The 17,082-nt window shown below is 59.4% G+C and carries 19 protein-coding genes; 17 read left to right on the plus strand and 2 right to left on the minus strand.

What is annotated here, in order from left to right; translation table 11 throughout:
• The 12 genes from ACZ0AZ_RS14770 (at window position 1) to ACZ0AZ_RS14825 (ending at window position 12,079) form a co-directional block, all read left to right on the plus strand.
• Entirely contained in the window at window positions 1-579 is a 579-nt protein-coding gene (locus tag ACZ0AZ_RS14770) for an HK97-gp10 family putative phage morphogenesis protein (RefSeq protein WP_353188543.1), read from the plus strand.
• Window positions 572-958, plus strand: coding sequence for a DUF3168 domain-containing protein (locus tag ACZ0AZ_RS14775; protein ID WP_463570803.1), 387 nt, complete (start codon window positions 572-574; stop codon window positions 956-958). Before ACZ0AZ_RS14770 ends, ACZ0AZ_RS14775 begins: the two co-directional genes overlap by 8 nt.
• A 54-nt stretch (window positions 959-1,012) precedes the next feature.
• Entirely contained in the window at window positions 1,013-1,513 is a 501-nt protein-coding gene (locus ACZ0AZ_RS14780; RefSeq protein WP_258450320.1) for a phage tail protein, read from the plus strand.
• Window positions 1,514-1,552: 39 nt separating this feature from the next.
• Window positions 1,553-1,882 (plus strand): hypothetical protein, encoded by a 330-nt coding sequence (locus ACZ0AZ_RS14785; RefSeq protein ID WP_463537631.1) that lies wholly within the window; start codon window positions 1,553-1,555, stop codon window positions 1,880-1,882.
• Window positions 1,883-1,974: 92 nt separating this feature from the next.
• Window positions 1,975-2,130 (plus strand): hypothetical protein, encoded by a 156-nt coding sequence (locus ACZ0AZ_RS14790; protein WP_463537632.1) that lies wholly within the window; start codon window positions 1,975-1,977, stop codon window positions 2,128-2,130.
• A 54-nt stretch (window positions 2,131-2,184) separates the two neighbouring features.
• Window positions 2,185-2,442 (plus strand): hypothetical protein, encoded by a 258-nt coding sequence (locus ACZ0AZ_RS14795; protein WP_463537633.1) that lies wholly within the window; start codon window positions 2,185-2,187, stop codon window positions 2,440-2,442.
• Window positions 2,443-2,504: 62 nt separating this feature from the next.
• Entirely contained in the window at window positions 2,505-5,912 is a 3,408-nt protein-coding gene (locus ACZ0AZ_RS14800) for a phage tail tape measure protein (protein WP_463572215.1), read from the plus strand.
• On the plus strand, window positions 5,912-6,256 hold the full coding sequence (locus ACZ0AZ_RS14805) for a phage tail protein (RefSeq protein ID WP_159245089.1): 345 nt from the start codon (window positions 5,912-5,914) through the stop codon (window positions 6,254-6,256). Before ACZ0AZ_RS14800 ends, ACZ0AZ_RS14805 begins: the two co-directional genes overlap by 1 nt.
• Before the next feature lie 54 nt (window positions 6,257-6,310).
• On the plus strand, window positions 6,311-7,012 hold the full coding sequence (locus tag ACZ0AZ_RS14810; protein ID WP_463537635.1) for a phage minor tail protein L: 702 nt from the start codon (window positions 6,311-6,313) through the stop codon (window positions 7,010-7,012).
• 3 nt (window positions 7,013-7,015) lie between these two features.
• A complete protein-coding gene (locus ACZ0AZ_RS14815; RefSeq protein ID WP_463537636.1) occupies window positions 7,016-7,798 on the plus strand; it encodes a C40 family peptidase in 783 nt (260 codons plus the stop codon).
• Window positions 7,795-8,382 (plus strand): tail assembly protein, encoded by a 588-nt coding sequence (locus ACZ0AZ_RS14820; protein ID WP_076565759.1) that lies wholly within the window; start codon window positions 7,795-7,797, stop codon window positions 8,380-8,382. The genes ACZ0AZ_RS14815 and ACZ0AZ_RS14820 overlap by 4 nt, the downstream gene beginning before the upstream one ends.
• Before the next feature lie 55 nt (window positions 8,383-8,437).
• A complete protein-coding gene (locus ACZ0AZ_RS14825; protein WP_463537637.1) occupies window positions 8,438-12,079 on the plus strand; it encodes a TipJ family phage tail tip protein in 3,642 nt (1,213 codons plus the stop codon).
• Between the two features lie 7 nt (window positions 12,080-12,086).
• On the opposite strand, the gene ACZ0AZ_RS14830 is transcribed toward ACZ0AZ_RS14825, so the two are convergent.
• A complete protein-coding gene (locus ACZ0AZ_RS14830; RefSeq protein ID WP_463570801.1) occupies window positions 12,087-12,350 on the minus strand; it encodes a hypothetical protein in 264 nt (87 codons plus the stop codon).
• Window positions 12,351-12,383: 33 nt separating this feature from the next.
• Between ACZ0AZ_RS14830 and ACZ0AZ_RS14835 the strand changes: the two genes are divergently transcribed.
• Genes ACZ0AZ_RS14835 through ACZ0AZ_RS14855 form a run of 5 tightly spaced genes read left to right on the plus strand, consistent with a single transcriptional unit; the run spans window position 12,384 to window position 15,948 of the window.
• Window positions 12,384-13,109, plus strand: a complete 726-nt coding sequence (locus ACZ0AZ_RS14835) for a hypothetical protein (protein WP_463570799.1) — start codon at window positions 12,384-12,386, stop codon at window positions 13,107-13,109.
• Between the two features lie 56 nt (window positions 13,110-13,165).
• Entirely contained in the window at window positions 13,166-14,428 is a 1,263-nt protein-coding gene (locus tag ACZ0AZ_RS14840; protein WP_463570797.1) for a hypothetical protein, read from the plus strand.
• Window positions 14,429-14,431: 3 nt separating this feature from the next.
• Window positions 14,432-14,854, plus strand: coding sequence for a tail fiber assembly protein (locus ACZ0AZ_RS14845; protein WP_463537641.1), 423 nt, complete (start codon window positions 14,432-14,434; stop codon window positions 14,852-14,854).
• Window positions 14,855-14,911: 57 nt separating this feature from the next.
• On the plus strand, window positions 14,912-15,445 hold the full coding sequence (locus ACZ0AZ_RS14850) for a glycoside hydrolase family 19 protein (protein ID WP_463537642.1): 534 nt from the start codon (window positions 14,912-14,914) through the stop codon (window positions 15,443-15,445).
• On the plus strand, window positions 15,442-15,948 hold the full coding sequence (locus ACZ0AZ_RS14855; protein WP_463537643.1) for a lysis system i-spanin subunit Rz: 507 nt from the start codon (window positions 15,442-15,444) through the stop codon (window positions 15,946-15,948). The genes ACZ0AZ_RS14850 and ACZ0AZ_RS14855 overlap by 4 nt, the downstream gene beginning before the upstream one ends.
• On the opposite strand, the gene ACZ0AZ_RS14860 is transcribed toward ACZ0AZ_RS14855, so the two are convergent.
• A complete protein-coding gene (locus ACZ0AZ_RS14860; RefSeq protein WP_463537644.1) occupies window positions 15,945-16,661 on the minus strand; it encodes a hypothetical protein in 717 nt (238 codons plus the stop codon). The genes ACZ0AZ_RS14855 and ACZ0AZ_RS14860 overlap by 4 nt on opposite strands.
• Window positions 16,662-17,082 lie beyond the last annotated feature (421 nt).

Genomic DNA, 17,082 nt, shown 5'->3' on the forward strand with positions numbered 1-17,082 from the left:
ATGGCCGCCCGACGGTCGCGCATGTCCGGCGATTTCAAGTTGCGCAAAACCTTGCGGAACATCCACGCCACGATGGATAACGAGCTGGTCGGCGTGATGCGGGAAGGTGCCGACCAGATCCTGGCAACGATGAGGCAACTCATCCCGAAGGACACCGGCGCCGCTGCCGCTGCATTGAGGGTGTTCGTCTCCAAGAGCGGCCTGAACGCCGAGATCGGCATCCGGGGCAAGCGTGACACCCAGCGCTTCTTCTACCTCCGCTTCTTGGAGTACGGGACGAAGGGGTACAGCGGCACGCTATACCGTCGAGCAGACAGTAATGCCGTGGGCGGTGAGCACACCAACAACCGCGACAAGTCCAAGCTGTCCGGCCGACGCAACGCATTGCGCGCCCGCGACACGAAGAACAAGTCCGACGGCTCCACTTTCTACGGCAAGTACCCGGACATTCCAGCCCGGCCGGCTCATCCATGGTTGCGACCAGCCAAGGACGTGAACCGCGAATTCGTGCTGGCCAACATCCGCGCCGCGGTATCCAGGACGCTGCGCAAAGCCAGCATGGGAGCGGGCAATGAGTGATCCGTCTGTTGCTCTGCAGGAAGCGGTATTCGCCAGGCTTGAAGCTGAAGTTTCATGCCCGGTCTACGACGGTGCGCCGATGGACACCGACATGCCGTATGTCTCGATCGATCGCGAGATCTCGACCAACACTTCCCCGATCGCGGGCCGCAAGCGCGAGCAACGACTGATCTACCTATCGGTCTGGTCAGACGCGCATGGCCAGGCCGAGGTGAAGCGCATCATCGGCGAGGTCGTTGCAGCACTGGACGAGCGCCGCCTGCCTTTGGCTGTTGGCCGGGCAGTATCGGTCAGGGTTGAGCAAGCAGATGCGCAGCGTGACGCCGACGGCGTTACGTACCAAGGATCAATCACGGTCCGCGTCATCACCACCCATTAAACCCAACACCGGCCGCACCGCGGCTTTATCCAATGTGCCTTTGGAGGATTCCCCATGGCCGATGACAACCTCAACACAGCCGCCGGCTGCCGATTCTCGCTGGGCACCAAGTCCGGCGCCACGACCGAAACGGATTACAAAGCTGACACCTACGTCGAAGTGGGCGAGATCGAAGACCTCGGCGAGTTCGGCGACACCTTCAGCTCGGTGACCTTCACCTCGCTGCGCGACGGTCGGGTGCGCAAGTACAAGGGCACCGCGGACGCCGGCGACATGACCCTGACCGTAGGTCTCGACAATGGCGACGCTGGCCAGGCTGCGCTGAAAGTCGCGCACAAGGACCGCAGCAAGGGCGATTACAACATCAAGATCACCCTGAACGACGGCGACCCCGATGCAACGCCAGCCGTGTTGCCAACCACCTTCTACATGCGTGGCAAGGTCATGAACAACACCGTCGCCGCTGGCGCCGCTGACAACGTGGTTCGCCGCAACGTCACGATCGGCATCAACTCCGACATCCTCGAAATCCTCCCGGCGGCCGTTGCGCCGTAACCTGAGGGGCTTCGGCCCCGCTTTCCAAGGATCTGACGCATGAGCAAAACCCTCTACGGTACCGTTGAAGTCGAGCTGGATGGTGAGACCTACACACTGAAACCCACGCTTGAGGCCGTTCGCGTGATCGAGGCGCACTTCGGCGGTCTGCGCGGCGCGTCCCAGGCAATCAACGCGCTGAGCGTCGACGGGTGCGCGGTGATCATCGCCGGCGGCGCTGGCTTGAAGGGCAAGGACGCTGAGGCTGTCGCCGAACAGGTCTGGCAGGCCGGCGTTCTGGAAGTGTCAGTCCAGCTCAACGCTTACCTGGTGGCGCTGTACAACCCGCGCGGTACCGCTCCGGGAAAGACGAAGCCGGGGGCGGCGTAAGTGCTGTCGAGGATGGCAGCTACGTCGACCGGCTGTATGCCGTAGCCACGGGCTGGCTCGGCTGGCCGCCGGATCTGGCGTGGCGCACGCCCATGCCGGAGCTGTTCCTGGCCATGGACGCCAAACTTGAATGGACGCAAATGACCAACCCCTTCGGCGGCAAGCCTGGCGGGAAGAAGGAAAAGCCGAAGCCCTCGACCGTTGCGGCGAAGTTGCGCCAGTTGCTGACGGGGCGGCAGGCTGCATGATTTGGTATCAAGAGCTTATTTGATAGGCTATCGGTTTGAATGGAGGCAAACCTGATGCAAGTTCTGATTGTCTTGTTGCTCTTGGTCATAGCCGTTGCTTTGGCGCCGGGCTTTTTCCTTGGACTTGCCGCACTGGTGTTGTCTGCTGGCAACGTAGTTCTGTTTTCGCTGACTTCGGTCGTGATCATTCTGGTGGTCGTCTACGTTTGGCAAAGGCGCTCGAGCGATCCAGCCAGACTACAGGCGAAGGAGGAACGCCGGATCCGAAAGATCACTGATGCAGCCAACAGGAAGAATTCCAATCAGCGATGACTTCCGAACTAATTACTAGATAGAACCCGCGACGGCGGGTTTTTTATTGCCTGGAGAAAAGCATGGCAGATACCGACGTACACGGGATGCTTGTTCGCATTGAGGCCACCACGGCGCAGTTGCGTCAGGAGATGGCTCGGGCGGATTCAACCGTCGGTCAGTCTGCTGGCAAAATCGACAAGAGTTTGGGGCGTATCGATACAGCATTTGATCGCGCGGGAGAGAGCGCCCAAGGCGCAGCGGGCGTGATCAAGAACGCCTTGGCAATCGCGGTAGGTGCCGCGTCGGTTGGCAAAATCATTGAAACTGCTGACTCCTTCAGCCAGATGTCCGATCGGATCGGCATGGCAACCGGCAGCGTCAATGAATACAACCTGGTACAGGATCGCCTTCTCGAAACGGCCAAGCGTACCTATCGGCCATTGGCTGAAGCCCAAGAGCTGTACATCCGAACGTCAGATAGCCTGAAGTCGATGGGTTATAGCACCAGCCAAGCGCTGGACGTGATGGACAGCTTCAGTTTCCTTTTGGTAACGAACTCTGCATCGGCGGACAAAGCCAGCTCGGCAATTGATGCATATTCGAAAGCGCTTCAGACCGGCAAGGTGGAGGCTGATGGGTGGCAAGCAATCCTCGCCGCTATGCCGACCGTGGTCGATACGATTGCTAAGTCTACCGGGAAGACAGCAGAAGAGATTCGCAGTTTGGGTGCCCAAGGTAAGCTGGCACTCGACATCCTCACCGAGGGATTGCAGAAATCGGCTCACGCCAACGGCTTGCTGGCTGACAGCATGGGCGTCGCTGTGCGCGATGCAATGCAGAACCTCAATAACGCGTTTTCGGTGTACGTGGGCCGGCTGAACGAGACCACTGATGGCACTGGAGTACTGGCCAAAGGTATCGGCGCGCTTGGGGATAATTTCGAAGTTCTCGCGGACATCGCTGGTGTTGTAGCTGTCGGTGCTCTGGCGGGTTATCTACGTCAACTCGCTGGATCTGCAGCAGCCTCAATTTCTGCGACCAAGGCTGCCGTTGCTGATGCGGTAGCGCGCAAGGCCCAAGCAGCCGCTGTTCTGCTTGCGGCCCAAGCCGACCAACAAAAAGCACAAACTTCCGTTTTTCTTGCAGAGAAAGAGGCAATTGCCGCGAGGGGCACAGCCGTGCAAGCGCAGATGTCGCTGCAGCTCGCCGAAGCAAGAATGGTGGAAACCCGGGCAACCAATGCTGTAGCCGCAGCTCAAGTTGCCGCAAGTCGTGCCTCTCTCGGTGTAATGGGAGTCCTTGGTGGACCTGCGGGTATCGCGGTGTTGGCGATTGGAGCCGCCACTGCGTTTCTCACGCTGCGCGACAACACGAGCGTACTCGAGAAGAAGCTTGGTGATCTCGGCGATCCCATTGATAAGCTGGTTGAGAGGTTCAACAAGCTCAACAGGGCAACGCAGTCTGTCACGCTCAGGGAGTTGAAAGCGTCCATCGAGGAAGCCGAGGGCGACCTGACTACGGCTGCCGGATCAATTGCTTTTGAGTTTCAGAGCAGTCTGACAAATGCCGGTCTCGCTGGCGCTTCCGGCTTCATGGGGGGGATCGCTCCGCTACCTGCCGAGTTTCAGTCGGCAATGGACATCATCAAAAAGGCATCGAGTGATCAGTCTGCTGGAATGGTTGTCGACTGGAAGGCTGTAGCTGAACAGGTCCGAGAAATTCCCGGTGTGACTGCCGAGATGGTCGACGCTTTGGAAGAAAGCGGCGGTGCAGCAGCGGAAAAGGCCGCGCTGATTGCGCAATTGAAAACCGCACTGGCTGAGCTCACCGGCGAGACAGACGCTAATACTCGAGCGGAGCGTGAAAATGCTGCGGCCCGGGCTGGCGCAAACGAGGCCGGGCAAAAGTATCTTGATCAGTTGCTTAAGCAGCTGGCGTCGGCTCAGGACAAGACCAGTCTGGAAGCGGCAAATCGGTATATCGCCGAGAACAGTCTGCTTACAAAGGAAATGGTCGTTGCAATTCGCTCAGCTGCAGCGGCGAAGGACGCCCAGAAAGCATCTGATGATGCGGCCGCCAAAGCCGCGCGGAAGAACGCTACCGAGAGCACCTCTGCCGCCAAGCAGCAGCTCAAATCGTTCGATACTGCCGAGGAAGGCTACAAGCGCCAAATTGAGCTGATTAACACCACCGGTGACAAGCAGAAGGACGCCACCGAGGTTCAGAAGCTTTCGTTCGAACTTCAGGAAGGAAAGCTGGGCAAGCTCAGCGAGGCGCAGAAGAAAAAGCTGATGGGCATGGCGGCAGAGCTGGATGCTCTGAACAAGCTGAAGAAGGCCAACGAGGACGACCTGAAGCTGACCGCGTTCAAGAACGCGCAGGGGCTGACAACTCGTACGTCAAAGGACGGCTACGAACAGGAACTCGCCGGCGCCGGCATGGGCGACAAGGCGCGTGATCGAATGCGCGCCGACCTGGCAATGCGCCAAAAGTATGCGGCTGATGTCAACGAATTGGTAAAGCAGCGCAACAGTGGGGAAATCACCCCTCAGCTGTACAAGGATGAAACGGCGGTGTTGCAGGCCGAGTACGACAAACGATTGCAGTATCAGCAGGACTTCTACGCGGCCACCGATGAGCAGCAAGCCAATTGGATGAATGGCGTCAACGAGGCATGGGCGAACTACGCTGACGCGGCCAGGGACTACTCGCAGATCGCTGCCGATGTGACCTCGACCGCACTGAACAGTGGGACCAGTGAGCTGGGCACCTTCTTCGCTGACGTGGCGAGCGGTGCGGAAGACGCCGGCGATGCGCTGGGGGATATGGTCGGCAACTTCGCGAAGTCGATGCTGAAGGCGCTGGGTGACATGGCGGCGCAGTGGCTAATCTACCAGGGCGTGCAAATGCTTGTCGGTAAAACCACGCAGGCGAGTGCCGCAGGCATGCTCGGCGCGAACGCTGCGGCCATGTCGTTGCAGGCAGGTCTGAATGCTTACGCCGCGACAGCCGCAATCCCGATCATCGGTCCGGCCGCTGCGCCGGCGGCGATGGCTACGGCTCTGACAGTAACGGGTCCGCTTGCTTCCGCCGTTGGCATGACCGCCATGGCTGGCGCTGGCTTCATGGAGGGCGGCTACACCGGTGACGGTCGTCGAGATGAGATCGCCGGCCCGGTTCACCGTGGCGAATACGTGTTCAACGCAGACGCGACAGCGCGTATTGGAGTGGGCACCCTGGAAGCGTTGAGCAACGGGAAGGCCGCTTTGGTCGGGCAATCCGGCTCGAGCGCCGGTAGTGGCTCGCCCGCGTCGGCGCCTGCGCCCATCATTTTCAACGCGCCAGTGACCGTTCAGGCTCAGCCAGGCATGAGCAATCAGGAAGCACAGGCGCAGGGCGATTCGATTGGTGCTGCGCTTGAGGCTCGGATGGGGCAGTTTCTTGATCGGGAGATGCGCCAAGGCGGGCGACTCTGGAGGCGAGGTTGATGGCCGAGGAATTTATCTACGATGTCGAGGTGGGCGCCGATGGCGACGTCTCCCAGCGGACTTGGGAAAACGAGTTTGGCGACGGTTACGTGCAGGCCGGCGGCATCGGCATCAACACGAAAAGCCAGGTCTGGAATCTCACGCACACCGGCTCAATGGAACAGGGGGAAGAGCTGCCGCTGATCTGGGCTTTCCTCGATCGGCATGAAGGCTACAAGTCGTTCCTCTGGACGCCACCTGGTGGCGTCCGTGGGCGGTACCGGTGCAACGGATACAAACCCCGCTCTGTTGGCCCCGGACTATTCACTCTCACTTTCGCCTTCAAGCAGGTCTACACCCCCTGACTGAAAGCAATGACTGACCCCGCCCCGTGCGGGGTTTGTTGTTTCTGGAGTCCCATGAATTACAACGCCGATATTCAAAAGCTCGAACCGGGCAACCAGATCCGGCTGTTCGAGCTCGACGCTACACGCCTGGGCGCCAATCTCTGGCGGTTCCACGGCCATGCACAGGAAGGCGACATTGTCTGGCAGGGGCAGCTTTACTCGCCGCTCCAAATCACGGCCAAAGGTTTCGACATTCGCGGCGACGGGCGCCCCGCGGCGCCGACGTTGCAAATCGCCAACGAGCTTGGCGGCGTGCGCGGCGCGATCACTGCCCTGTGCTTGCAATTCCGCGACCTCGCCGGCGCGAAGTTCACGGTCATCGAAACCTTCCGCCATTACCTGGACGCGGCCAACTTCCCCGACGGCAACCCCACCGCAAGCAATCAGAGCCGGAAAAACATCTGGTACATCGAGCAGAAGACCGAGGAGACGTTCGACTCTCTGACTTTCTCGATGTCCAGTCCTACCGACATGGAAGGGCAGATGTTGCCGTCCCAGCAGATCACCAAGCTTTGCCGGTGGGCGTGCCGTGGTGGTTACCGCGGTGAGGCCTGCGCGTACATGGGGGCTGCGATGTTCACCAAGAAAAACGAACCCACCGACAACCCCGCGCTCGACCAGTGCGGCGGGTGGTGGAGCAGCTGCAAGCTGCGTGGCAACACGCGTCGCTTCGGCGGTTCCATGGGTGCAAGCCTTATCGCAAGTTCGAGGTAACCAATGCGCATCAATCAAAAGCTGCAGGAAGAAATCCGCGCCCATGCGGAGCGCGCTTACCCGGGCGAAGCGTGCGGGCTGCTGGTGAAGACCGCGACCGGCCGCCAGTACGTGCCGTGCACGAATCGCGCGAAGTCGGAGCGAGAAAACTTTCAGATCGACGAGCGCGACCAGGCCGCCGCCGAGGACCTGGGCGAGGTGTTGGCGATCATCCATAGCCACCCTGACAAGGCACCCACGCCGAGCATGGCGGACCGGGTCAGTTGCGAGCTTCACGAACTGCCGTGGGGCATCGTCGGCTGGCCGGGCGGCGAGTTCGAATGGTTCAAGCCGTCGGGCTTCGAAGCGCCGTTGCTGGGCCGCGATTTCTCTCATGGCGTGCTGGATTGCTGGGGCGCCTGCCGCGACTGGTACGCGCGCGAGGGCGGGCTGCAGCTTCCGAATTTCGAACGCCACGACCATTGGTGGGAAGACGAGAACGGGCCGAGCCTGTACGAGGACAACTTCAAGTCCGCGGGCTTTTACGAAGTTGAAGAGGCGCGGCGCGGCGACATGCTGGTGCTACAGGTGCCGACGATCGGGCGACCGTGCTTCCACCCGAATCATGCCGCCATTTACCTCGGCGACAACCCGCACTTTGCCAGCGAGCGAGCACCGGCGCTCGGCGGGTCAGGCCCATTCATTTACCATCACATGCCTGGCCGGCTCGCCAGCCGAGAGGTTTACGGCTGGTCGATGGCCAACCGGGTAAAACTGATCCTGCGACACAGAGACTACCGACCATGACCATGACGACCATCAAACTTGGCGGCGTTCTGGGCAAGCGCTTCGGTCGCGAGTACCGGCTGGATCTCTTCGGGTTCCGGGACGCGATGAGCGCGCTCTGCCAGATGAAGCCGGGCTTCGAGAAGTTCCTGCGCACCGCCGAGGAGCGGGGGCTGGTGTTCGCCGTGTTCCTCGATGAGCGGAACATCGGTGAAGAGGAGTTGGACTTGCGCGGCGCTGGCGCCAAAGTGATCCGCATCATGCCGATCATTCAAGGCAGCAAGTCGGCCGGGGTGTTCCAGACCATCCTCGGTGTGGCGCTGATCGTGGCCGGCCTGTTCACCGGCGGCACTACTTCGGCACTTGGCATGGGGCTGCTAGCCACCGGTGCTGCGGTTGGCCTGGGTGGAGTGGTGCAGATGCTTTCGCCGACCACCAAAGCCAACACCGCCGACAAGAACGAAGACGGCAACAATCCAAGCTATGGCTTCGGCTCGGCGGTGACCACGATCGCCCAGGGGAATCCTTATCCGCTGCTCTACGGCGAGCGTGAAATCGGCGGCGCCGTAGAGTCCGGGGGGATCTACACCCAGGACAACGTCTGAATCATCAGGAACAACCAACCCGCTTCGGCGGGTTTTTGCATTTTTGGAGAAGCGCATGAGCGCAGTTGCGAAGAAGCGGAGAGCCGTCAGCGGGGCAAAGGGCGGTCAGTCCAAGCCAAAGCAGCCAAGCATTGCGTCCAATAGCGTTCCGTCGCTTGCCACCGCCCGGCTGGTCTACATCTGGAGCTGGGGCCCGATTGTTGGGCCGGTCGACGGCCTGCGCTCTGTGCGGCTGGACGGGACGCCTATCCAGGCGCAAGACGGCACGAACAACTATCCGGGTGTGAAGTGGCAGTTCCGCTCAGGCGAGCTTCACCAAGAGCGCTTGGCCGGTGTGACCGAATCCAGCAATGAAATCGCCGTAGGTCAGGAACTGCGCACCTCGACGCCTTGGTTGTACACCATCAACAACTCCATGATCGATGCTGCGCGCGTGCGCCTGAGCTGGCCAACGCTTCAATCTCAGGACGCCAGCGGCAACATCAATGGTGTGCGAATCGACTATGCCGTCGATGTATCTACCGACAACGGTCCGTACGTGACGGTGCTCACCTCGTTTGTCGATCGCAAAAACGTCACCAAGTACGAGCGCTCCCACCGGATCGAGCTGCCGGCCGGCAACCGGTGGACGCTCCGGGCTCGCCGCCTGACTCCAGAGGCCAACAGTTCTCTGGTGCAGGACAGCATGTTCATCGAGGCGGTTGCCGAGCTGGTGGACAGCGACCAGGAATACCCGCTCACGTCCGTCGGCTGCATTGAGTACGACGCCCAGCAGTTCGGCGGCGATATCGCAAAAATCGCCGTACTGATGCGCGGCCGCATCGTGCGTGTGCCTGCGAACTATGATCCGGTCACGCGTACTTACGCCACCGCCGGCACTGGCACAAGTGGCGGTATCTGGGACGGGACCTTCAAAGAGGCCTACACCAACAACCCGGCCTGGGTTTTCTACGACCTGGTGCTGCATCCGTATTACGGGCTCGGCGAGCGCATTGACGCGACGATGGTAGATCGCTGGTCGCTGTACCGGATCGCCCAGTACTGCGATCAGATGGTGCCGGACGGGAAGGGTGGGCAGGAGCCGCGTTTCACCTGCAACCTGTATTTCCAAAAGCAGGCCGAAGCGTACGCAGTGCTGCAGGACTTGGCTTCGATCTTCCACGGCATGGCGTACTGGGACGGCAGTCAGATCGTCGTCAATGCGGATATGCCGGGCGACCCCGTTTTCAGCTACAGCCCGTCGCAGATCCTCAATAACGGTGCCATCAAGTACGACGGCACCCGCTGGCGCGATCGGCACACAACCGCGATGGTGTCGTGGGACAACCCGGCGCAGGGCTTCGAGACTGACAAGGAGCCGGTATTCGATAACGAAGCGATGAGCGAGCTTGGCTCAGTTCGCGAACTCAGCGTGGACGCGTTCGGGTGCACGTCTCTTGGACAGGCGCAACGCGCGGGCCAATGGGCGCTGGTGACTGAGCAGCTGCAGACTCGCGGCGGGACGTTCCGCGTGGGTCTTGATGGTGGTATTCCCAAGCCCGGCCAAATCATTTCCGTTGGCGATCCGATGCTGGCGGGGCGGGCAAATGGCGGCCGGGTATCTTCGGCGGCCGGCCGCGTCATCACCCTCGATCGCGATGTGACGATCCCGACCGGCGCCAGACTCTTCGTCAACTTGCCCAGCGGCAAGTCCGAGGCCAGGGTGATCAGCTCTGTTAATGGCCGGGCCGTCACCGTGGCCGCCAATTACAGCGAAGTGCCAGAGCCTGAGTGTGGCTGGGTGATCGACTTCGACGACCTCAAGGTCATGCAGTTTTACGTCCGCAACGTCACTCGCCCTGAGTGGCACCAGTACCAGCTTGAGGTCATCCAGCATGAGCCGAGCAAATTCCCGTTCATCGACAACGGCGCTGTCGTGGACACCCGCCCAATCAGCGGCATTCCGATCGGGACGCAAGAGGCGCCGGCGCGAGTGCTGATCAGTCAAAACGTGGTGGTGGAGCAGGGCATTGCTGTTACCAGCATGAGCATCGCATGGGATGCTGCTCCAGGCGCAGTCGCCTATGACGTCGAGTGGCGCTGGGGCGCACGTGAGTGGATCAAGATCCCGCGCACCGGCGAGCTGATGGTCGACGTTCGCGGGATCTATTCCGGCCAATACCTGGCGCGTGTTCGTGCCGTCAGTGCCATGAATGTCTCGTCGGTGCCGACCAACTCGGTGCTGACGGACCTGCTGGGCAAAACCGGCTTGCCGCCGGCAGTTGCGTTCCTGCGTACCGTCAGCAAGGTCTACGGTATCGGCCTTGAGTGGGGGTTTCCACCTGGTGCGGAAGATACTCAGCGCACCGAGATTTGGAACAGCAAGACCAACGACCTCGCCGCTGCTGTGAAGTTGGCAGACTTTGCCTACCCACAGGCAAACCACGAAATGCAGAACGTCGTCCCCGGTACCAGCCTGTTTTTCTGGGCGCGTCTGGTCGACCGAACCGGCAACGTTGGTCCGTGGTTTCCAGCGGTGAACGGGGTCAATGGGCAGGTGAGTATTGACCAGGCCGAGTACGAGCAGTACTTCCTCGGCAAGATCCAGGAGTCCGCGCTCGGCCAGAAATTGCTGGAGGAAATCGGGAAGATCTCGGGTGATGGGGAGGGCTCGGTCAACGACCGGATCGAACAGGCCAAGCAGGAACTGGAAGAGCTGATCGGTGAAATTACCGATGCCATGGTTTATGACCCGGCGAGGCCGTATGGCAAAGGTGAAGTGGTTAGGCTTGATGGTCGCCTGTTTTCGGCGATCAAGGCTGTACCGGCCGGCACGGCACCACCGAACCCAGAGTTCTGGTATGACATGGGGACGATTGCTGAGACCACCAATGCTTTGGCCTTGCAGGTTCAGCAACACAGCACACAGATCGAAACCCTCGATGGCAAGGTCTCGGCGCAGGCATCGACGATGCAAGCGCTGCAGGCTGCCTGGCGTGAAGATGATGGAACCGGTGCAATGGCCGATGCGCTTCACGGCTGGAAAAACACAGCCAGTATCGTGACCAATGACAAGGTGAGGGCGGAGGAAAACCGAGCGTCTGCTACCAGAATCACGACGCTTGATGCGGCCGTGGAAACCAACGCTGCCAATGTCACTTCTCTGGCGACGGCTGTAGCGACCGACAAGGAAGCGACAGCCCAGAAAATCGACACCTTGACCGCCAAAACCAGCGATGCCACAGCGAAAGCCGAGACTGCCAGCACCGTTGTTGCTGGCTTGAACGGTAAGGTTTCGGCGCTGACAACGATCAAGACATCCACCACGGTGGGCGGAAGAACCGTCATGGCTGGCTTGGCCATTGGCGTAGATGGTGAGCAGCAGGAGTCGCAGATCCTCGCGTTCGCGCAGCGCTTTGCGATTCTGGATGAGGTCAGCGGGCAGATGATCGCGCCGTTCGTGGTTCAGGGCGGCCAGGTATTCATGAATACGGCAATCATCAGCCAGGCCTTCATCAAGGAGTTGGTGCTCGGCATGACGCTGCGGTCAGCAGCGCTGAACAATCAGGGCCTGCCGCTTCTGGAGATCAACATTCCGGCAGGGACGTTCACGCTACGTGGTCAGTCCGACAGCGGCTATACGCTGCTCAACAACAACGGTATCTACGTCTACGACCTCAACTACATCGAGCGCGCAGCGCTCGGGAAGATGACGTAATGGATTACTACGGCGCGAGGACGAAGGACGCCATGGGAAGGGTGACGCTGGAGTCATCGACGATGACCGTTCGATCAGTCGTGACAAAACAGGTCACCGTTCCTCCGATCACCAGCGACTTCACCAGCTTTATCAGCATGCCGGAGATCACCGCGAAGTCGTTCGTCTGCGTAACTTTGCCCAATCCGACCAATGAATTCGCGGCCTTGCCTGCCGTTTTCTGGTCGACGGGGCAGTTAAGGGTGCGGCGTGGGCCGGGGGTGGTACTCAACGTTTTCATCCTGACATACCAATAGGAGCGAGCATGGACTACGGGTTCCGGTCGCGAAACGGGTCGAACTTTTTTCAGATCGATAGCGAAAACAAGGTTTTGAACGTCGCGGCATCAGGTAACTACGCAATAGGTAAAACACCCGCTTCGCCGACAACGATCACTACTGCCGTCATCACGTATTCGTCGCCGATCACCACCGCCGAAGCGCCACATGTTTTCCTCAACCCGACCAATCACGGCATGTACCACACGCTGATTCACTCGGGTGGCCCGGGGAACTGGACGGGGTTTGCCTTCAAGCTTCACTTGATGGCGCCGTTCAACAGCACGGACTGCAGCGGTAAGTGGCTGGTTGCGACTTTCCGCTCGACCTCGCCCCCGAATGAATATGATTTGCGGCTGCGCAACGCAGCCAATGAGCAAATCTTCGTGGGAGCGGACAACCTTCTGGTCCTGACAGGATTCCCGATCAACGAGGGCTGGTCGCTGGACAACAGGGGAGGCGAAGTGTCGGGCATCTACTGGAGTGGGTGCCAGATGCCGTGGACCGGGTCCTACGAGGATTATTTTCTCGCCTCCACTTTGCTGGGCGGGAAGATCAATAACGGCAACACAATCCTCGAGACTCCCTGCGGCTTTCATGCGGGTGTGCGCTCAACACTCAACGGTTATGTGGGGGCGATGGTCAGTTCCGAGGGTGGCACTGCCAAGAACGGCAGGACCACGTTTGCCGCCAGGCCGATGCGCGCGCTTTAAACCAACACACAGCCCGCCGATGAGCGGGTTTTTTTTCGACCAAAAAAGGACACACCATGCCTTGGCTCCGAGGGGGAACAGTCGCCGTCACCAGCGGATCAACGACTGTCGTAGGGACGAACGCCGATTTTGTGGCCAATGCTCGGGTGGGCGACGCGTTCGTCGGGCCTGATGGACTCAATTATGAGATCGGCAACATCGCCAGTCCGACCCAGCTATCGATCATCCCCGCATATAAAGGCGCTACCGTAAGCGGATCTGCGTACGCGATCATGCCGGTGCAGGGCTATCCGAAACTACTGGCCGACGCTTTCAACGGTTTGAAGAATCAGTTCGGAGGTGTGTTGGCTGTCTTGGGCGAAGACCCAACCCTTGCTGGTGTCCGCGCCTCATTGGGGCTGACAAATACGGATGGCCTGGCGGAGGGGGCGACCAACAAGTATTTCACCGATGCCCGTGTTCGCTTGGCTGCCTTGACCGGGCTTTCCATTCCCGGCACCCCGGCTGCGATTGCGGCTGCTGACACAGTCCTTACTGCGTTGGGCAAGCTGCAGTCTCAGGCAACATCGAAGGCGGCGAAGGGCGCGAACAGCGACATCACTTCTATCACTGGCCTGACCACCCCTCTCGCGCGCGAGCAGGGCGGGATAGGTGGCGCGTTCGGTTTCATCGAAGGCCTGACGCTCGTCTGGTCTTCAGGCACAAGCATCGCTATCCGCGCGGGCAGTGCATACGTCCCGTCCGTAGGAAAGGTGGTCACCTACCCCGGCGCCAATATCACTCCGAGAGGGGTGGTAGAAGTGAATTCCTTTGTGCATCTTTATCTGACGGATGCTGGAACCATTGACCAATCGCTAGACGCCCCAGTGCGCTATTACAACCAGGCCTTTCAAAAGACCGGTGATAACACTCGCAGATACATCGGCTCCATTCTGATAAATACAAATGCCCTGGGGGCTTACCAGTTTGTACACCGTCCGCTGGATGGTTCGATGATGTACACAGTGGCAAACCCGCAGGGAGCCCCCTTCCGACTGCTGAGTGCTGGAACCTCAATTGCCGCATTCACCATTCGGCCGATAGCGCCAGTCACTGCTCATACGCTGGAAGGCGCCTGGCAGAACGTTGGCACTGCTGCGGTTCAGTTCACGCCCTCGGATGCAGGAACGAACATCAACACGGGCTGGATGGTATTCGTTGGGCCAAACACGATTTTCAACGGCCGATGCCCAATCGCTAGCGACGGCACGATTACCTACAAGGGAACCGGTGGCGGGAACGCCAATTGTTATGGCCTTGGTTACTACTTTGACAGGTGAAATATGCCCTACGCGATTACTGCAACAGGCTGGCGGGCCATCAATCCCGATATGGATTTGATGGTTGGCGAGACTTACGTCGACGAGATTCCGCAGGAGCTGATTGACGCGATCGTTGCGCAAGATTTTTTGCGTGAAACATCCGCCATGCTCAACTCACGCACCCGTCTGGCAACCGCGCAAATATCCGCACTGCAAAGCCGGATCGATGCGATCAACGATGCCATCGAGGGCGATTACGCGCTCCCGGAAGAAGTCGAAGAAAAACCGGTGCGGGTATCAGCGCTCGCCGAATGGAAGAAGTACCGAGTTCTGCTCGGGCGCGTGACCGGTCTTCCGGTCTGGCCAACGCAGCCGGCATGGCCTGAACAGCCGGAGCCATACAACGAAGAGACAACTGTGGCGCGCGCCGCGCCTTCAATCTGACATCGTCACGGAATCCCGCCCGCCATCTAGCGGGTATTTTTTTGCTTGGAGAAAGCCATGCCGATCACCCAGCAGCAGCTGCTGCAGATCCTCCCGAACGCCCGCACCCAAGCGGGCGTTTTTGTTTCCGCGCTGAACACTGCCATGCAGCATTACCAGATCGTCGGCCCGAAGCGCGCCGCCGCGTTCCTCGCACAAATAGGGCACGAGTCGGGTCAGTTGCGCTACGTCCGTGAGATCTGGGGGCCGACCGCTGCCCAGCGCGGTTACGAGGGGCGCGAAGACCTGGGCAACACCGTGGCGGGCGACGGCCGGAAGTATTGCGGACGCGGCTTGGTCCAGATCACCGGCCGGGCGAACTACGCCAAGTGCGGCGCGGCGCTGGGCCTTGACCTGATCAATCACCCCGAGCTGCTCGAGCTGCCTCAGCATGCCGCGATGTCGGCGGCTTGGTTCTGGAAACAGAAGGGCCTGAACGATTTGGCCGACCGGGACGAGTTCAACACTATCACTCGGCGGATAAACGGCGGCCTGAACGGCTTGGCGGATCGGCTGGTGCTGTGGGAGAAGGCGCGGGCGGTGCTGGCGTGACCGTGCCGTGGCGGTTGATCGGCGTGGTGCTGCTGGTGCTGGCCGGCTTCGGCAGCGCCTGGCAGTTCCAGGACTGGCGCTACGGCCGGCAGCTCGCGGAGCAAGCCAGGTTGCATGCCGAGACGCTGAACCAGCTCGCAACCGCCGGCGCCGAGGCGCAGAAGGTGGAGCAAGACAAGAGTCTGGCGCTCGAGCAGAAGCTGGCAGCCAGTGAGCAAACCCATTACAGGAAAATGACCGATGCCCATCGTGACCAAGATCGCCTGCGCGATCGCCTTGCCACTGCTGATCTGCGGTTGTCAGTCCTCATCGATGCGGATTCAGCCGGTGGCTGTGACATGCCAAAAGCCACCGGCCCCCGCGGCGTGGATCATGCAGCCGTACGCGCCCGACTTGACCCAGCGCATGCTCAAAGAATTATCGCCATCACCGACACCGGCGACCGCGGATTGATCGCGCTGCAAGCGTGCCAGGCGTACATCAAGGAGTTGAGCCAGAACTAGCCAACTATCATGTTCTTAAACGACTCAGTCAAAAGCAGTGGCACCACTGGAGTTGCCACCGTGACTGCGTCGGAAATTCCGCCTAAAACATTGAGTATTTTTGAGCCGATAGTGGTTTCGCTGATGGCTGACCTATATTCGCTATCAAAAGCACTATGACCAAGCAGCGCGTCAATAGATGAAGTTATCGGTATTTCCCCACCGAGACGGTACTCTTCCAGTGCGATGATGACTTTTCTGAGGGATCTAGCGAGGTACTCCCTTACTTTTTGTTCCAGCTCCCCAGATAAAACTTCCGCTATCAACTCATTAAGAGTCTTGATGAAGTCTTGAATCTGTGTGTCGGCTAACTTGTTCGGAGTTTTGAATTCAAGGAGGTCCGCAGCCGACGTCAAATGATCGATTGCCGTAGGGCTGACATGCGCAATGAAGGTCTCAAATTGTCCGTTCATTTCCTGATGGAGGAAGCCTGTATCAAGAGCCGTCTTCCACGTCTGCGATGCTCTCGCTTGCCTAGGGAAGAGCTCATTAACCAGCAGGAATGCCTCTTCGGACAAGTTCATCACCTTTGCTAGCCGCTCATGCATCAAGGCCATGCTGGTCCCGGAATCAAGTATTTTGCTCCAAGCTTGCCGAGCGGTGATCGTCCTACTGAGACCTTGAGCCTCGATTAAAACATCAAGGAGGCGCGCTGCCGGGTTTCCATTTTCCATAAAATTTCCGAGATGGATTGAGTGGCTTAAGCTGTCTAAAACTAGCTCACTCCATCCCGATTTTACTAGGGGAAAATCAACCCAAATGACAGAAGAGTTTTAGACAAAGAAATGCCGAAAGCCACGGAGTACGTGGCCTATGCACTACTCCAGCCCATACTGCTGCATCATCGGAGTGTGGGAGGACAGGTCAGAAATTGCTTTATTCATCAGTGACTTGGTTTTACCGAAAAAAAATGACGAGGCCAAAACGGGGTGTATGGCATCAAAAAATGGCCGAGTGGCTTGCCAGTGATGCCGCCCATCGTGGTATCAGTGGAGCGAGTATGAAGTCTTTTTGAGGTGCATGCAGCAACACGCCGCTGTCTCACGCGGCATTTCATCTAATGGTTGATCTCTAATCAAGAAATGAGCGGTTTGA

Source organism: Pseudomonas sp. AC239 (assembly GCF_979258545.1).

Bases quoted from the DNA above. Each gene is read 5' to 3' on its own strand.
- ACZ0AZ_RS14810 (WP_463537635.1), top strand. From the start codon at position 6,311: ATGAATTACAACGCCGATATTCAAAAGCTCGAACCGGGCAACCAGATC.
- ACZ0AZ_RS14780 (WP_258450320.1), top strand. From the start codon at position 1,013: ATGGCCGATGACAACCTCAACACAGCCGCCGGCTGCCGATTCTCGCTG.
- ACZ0AZ_RS14815 (WP_463537636.1), top strand. From the start codon at position 7,016: ATGCGCATCAATCAAAAGCTGCAGGAAGAAATCCGCGCCCATGCGGAG.
- ACZ0AZ_RS14825 (WP_463537637.1), top strand. From the start codon at position 8,438: ATGAGCGCAGTTGCGAAGAAGCGGAGAGCCGTCAGCGGGGCAAAGGGC.
- ACZ0AZ_RS14785 (WP_463537631.1), top strand. From the start codon at position 1,553: ATGAGCAAAACCCTCTACGGTACCGTTGAAGTCGAGCTGGATGGTGAG.
- ACZ0AZ_RS14770 (WP_353188543.1), top strand. From the start codon at position 1: ATGGCCGCCCGACGGTCGCGCATGTCCGGCGATTTCAAGTTGCGCAAA.
- ACZ0AZ_RS14840 (WP_463570797.1), top strand. From the start codon at position 13,166: ATGCCTTGGCTCCGAGGGGGAACAGTCGCCGTCACCAGCGGATCAACG.
- ACZ0AZ_RS14805 (WP_159245089.1), top strand. From the start codon at position 5,912: ATGGCCGAGGAATTTATCTACGATGTCGAGGTGGGCGCCGATGGCGAC.
- ACZ0AZ_RS14800 (WP_463572215.1), top strand. From the start codon at position 2,505: ATGGCAGATACCGACGTACACGGGATGCTTGTTCGCATTGAGGCCACC.
- ACZ0AZ_RS14795 (WP_463537633.1), top strand. From the start codon at position 2,185: ATGCAAGTTCTGATTGTCTTGTTGCTCTTGGTCATAGCCGTTGCTTTG.
- ACZ0AZ_RS14790 (WP_463537632.1), top strand. From the start codon at position 1,975: ATGCCGGAGCTGTTCCTGGCCATGGACGCCAAACTTGAATGGACGCAA.
- ACZ0AZ_RS14820 (WP_076565759.1), top strand. From the start codon at position 7,795: ATGACCATGACGACCATCAAACTTGGCGGCGTTCTGGGCAAGCGCTTC.
- ACZ0AZ_RS14860 (WP_463537644.1), bottom strand. From the start codon at position 16,661: ATGGAAAATGGAAACCCGGCAGCGCGCCTCCTTGATGTTTTAATCGAG.
- ACZ0AZ_RS14845 (WP_463537641.1), top strand. From the start codon at position 14,432: ATGCCCTACGCGATTACTGCAACAGGCTGGCGGGCCATCAATCCCGAT.
- ACZ0AZ_RS14775 (WP_463570803.1), top strand. From the start codon at position 572: ATGAGTGATCCGTCTGTTGCTCTGCAGGAAGCGGTATTCGCCAGGCTT.
- ACZ0AZ_RS14850 (WP_463537642.1), top strand. From the start codon at position 14,912: ATGCCGATCACCCAGCAGCAGCTGCTGCAGATCCTCCCGAACGCCCGC.
- ACZ0AZ_RS14835 (WP_463570799.1), top strand. From the start codon at position 12,384: ATGGACTACGGGTTCCGGTCGCGAAACGGGTCGAACTTTTTTCAGATC.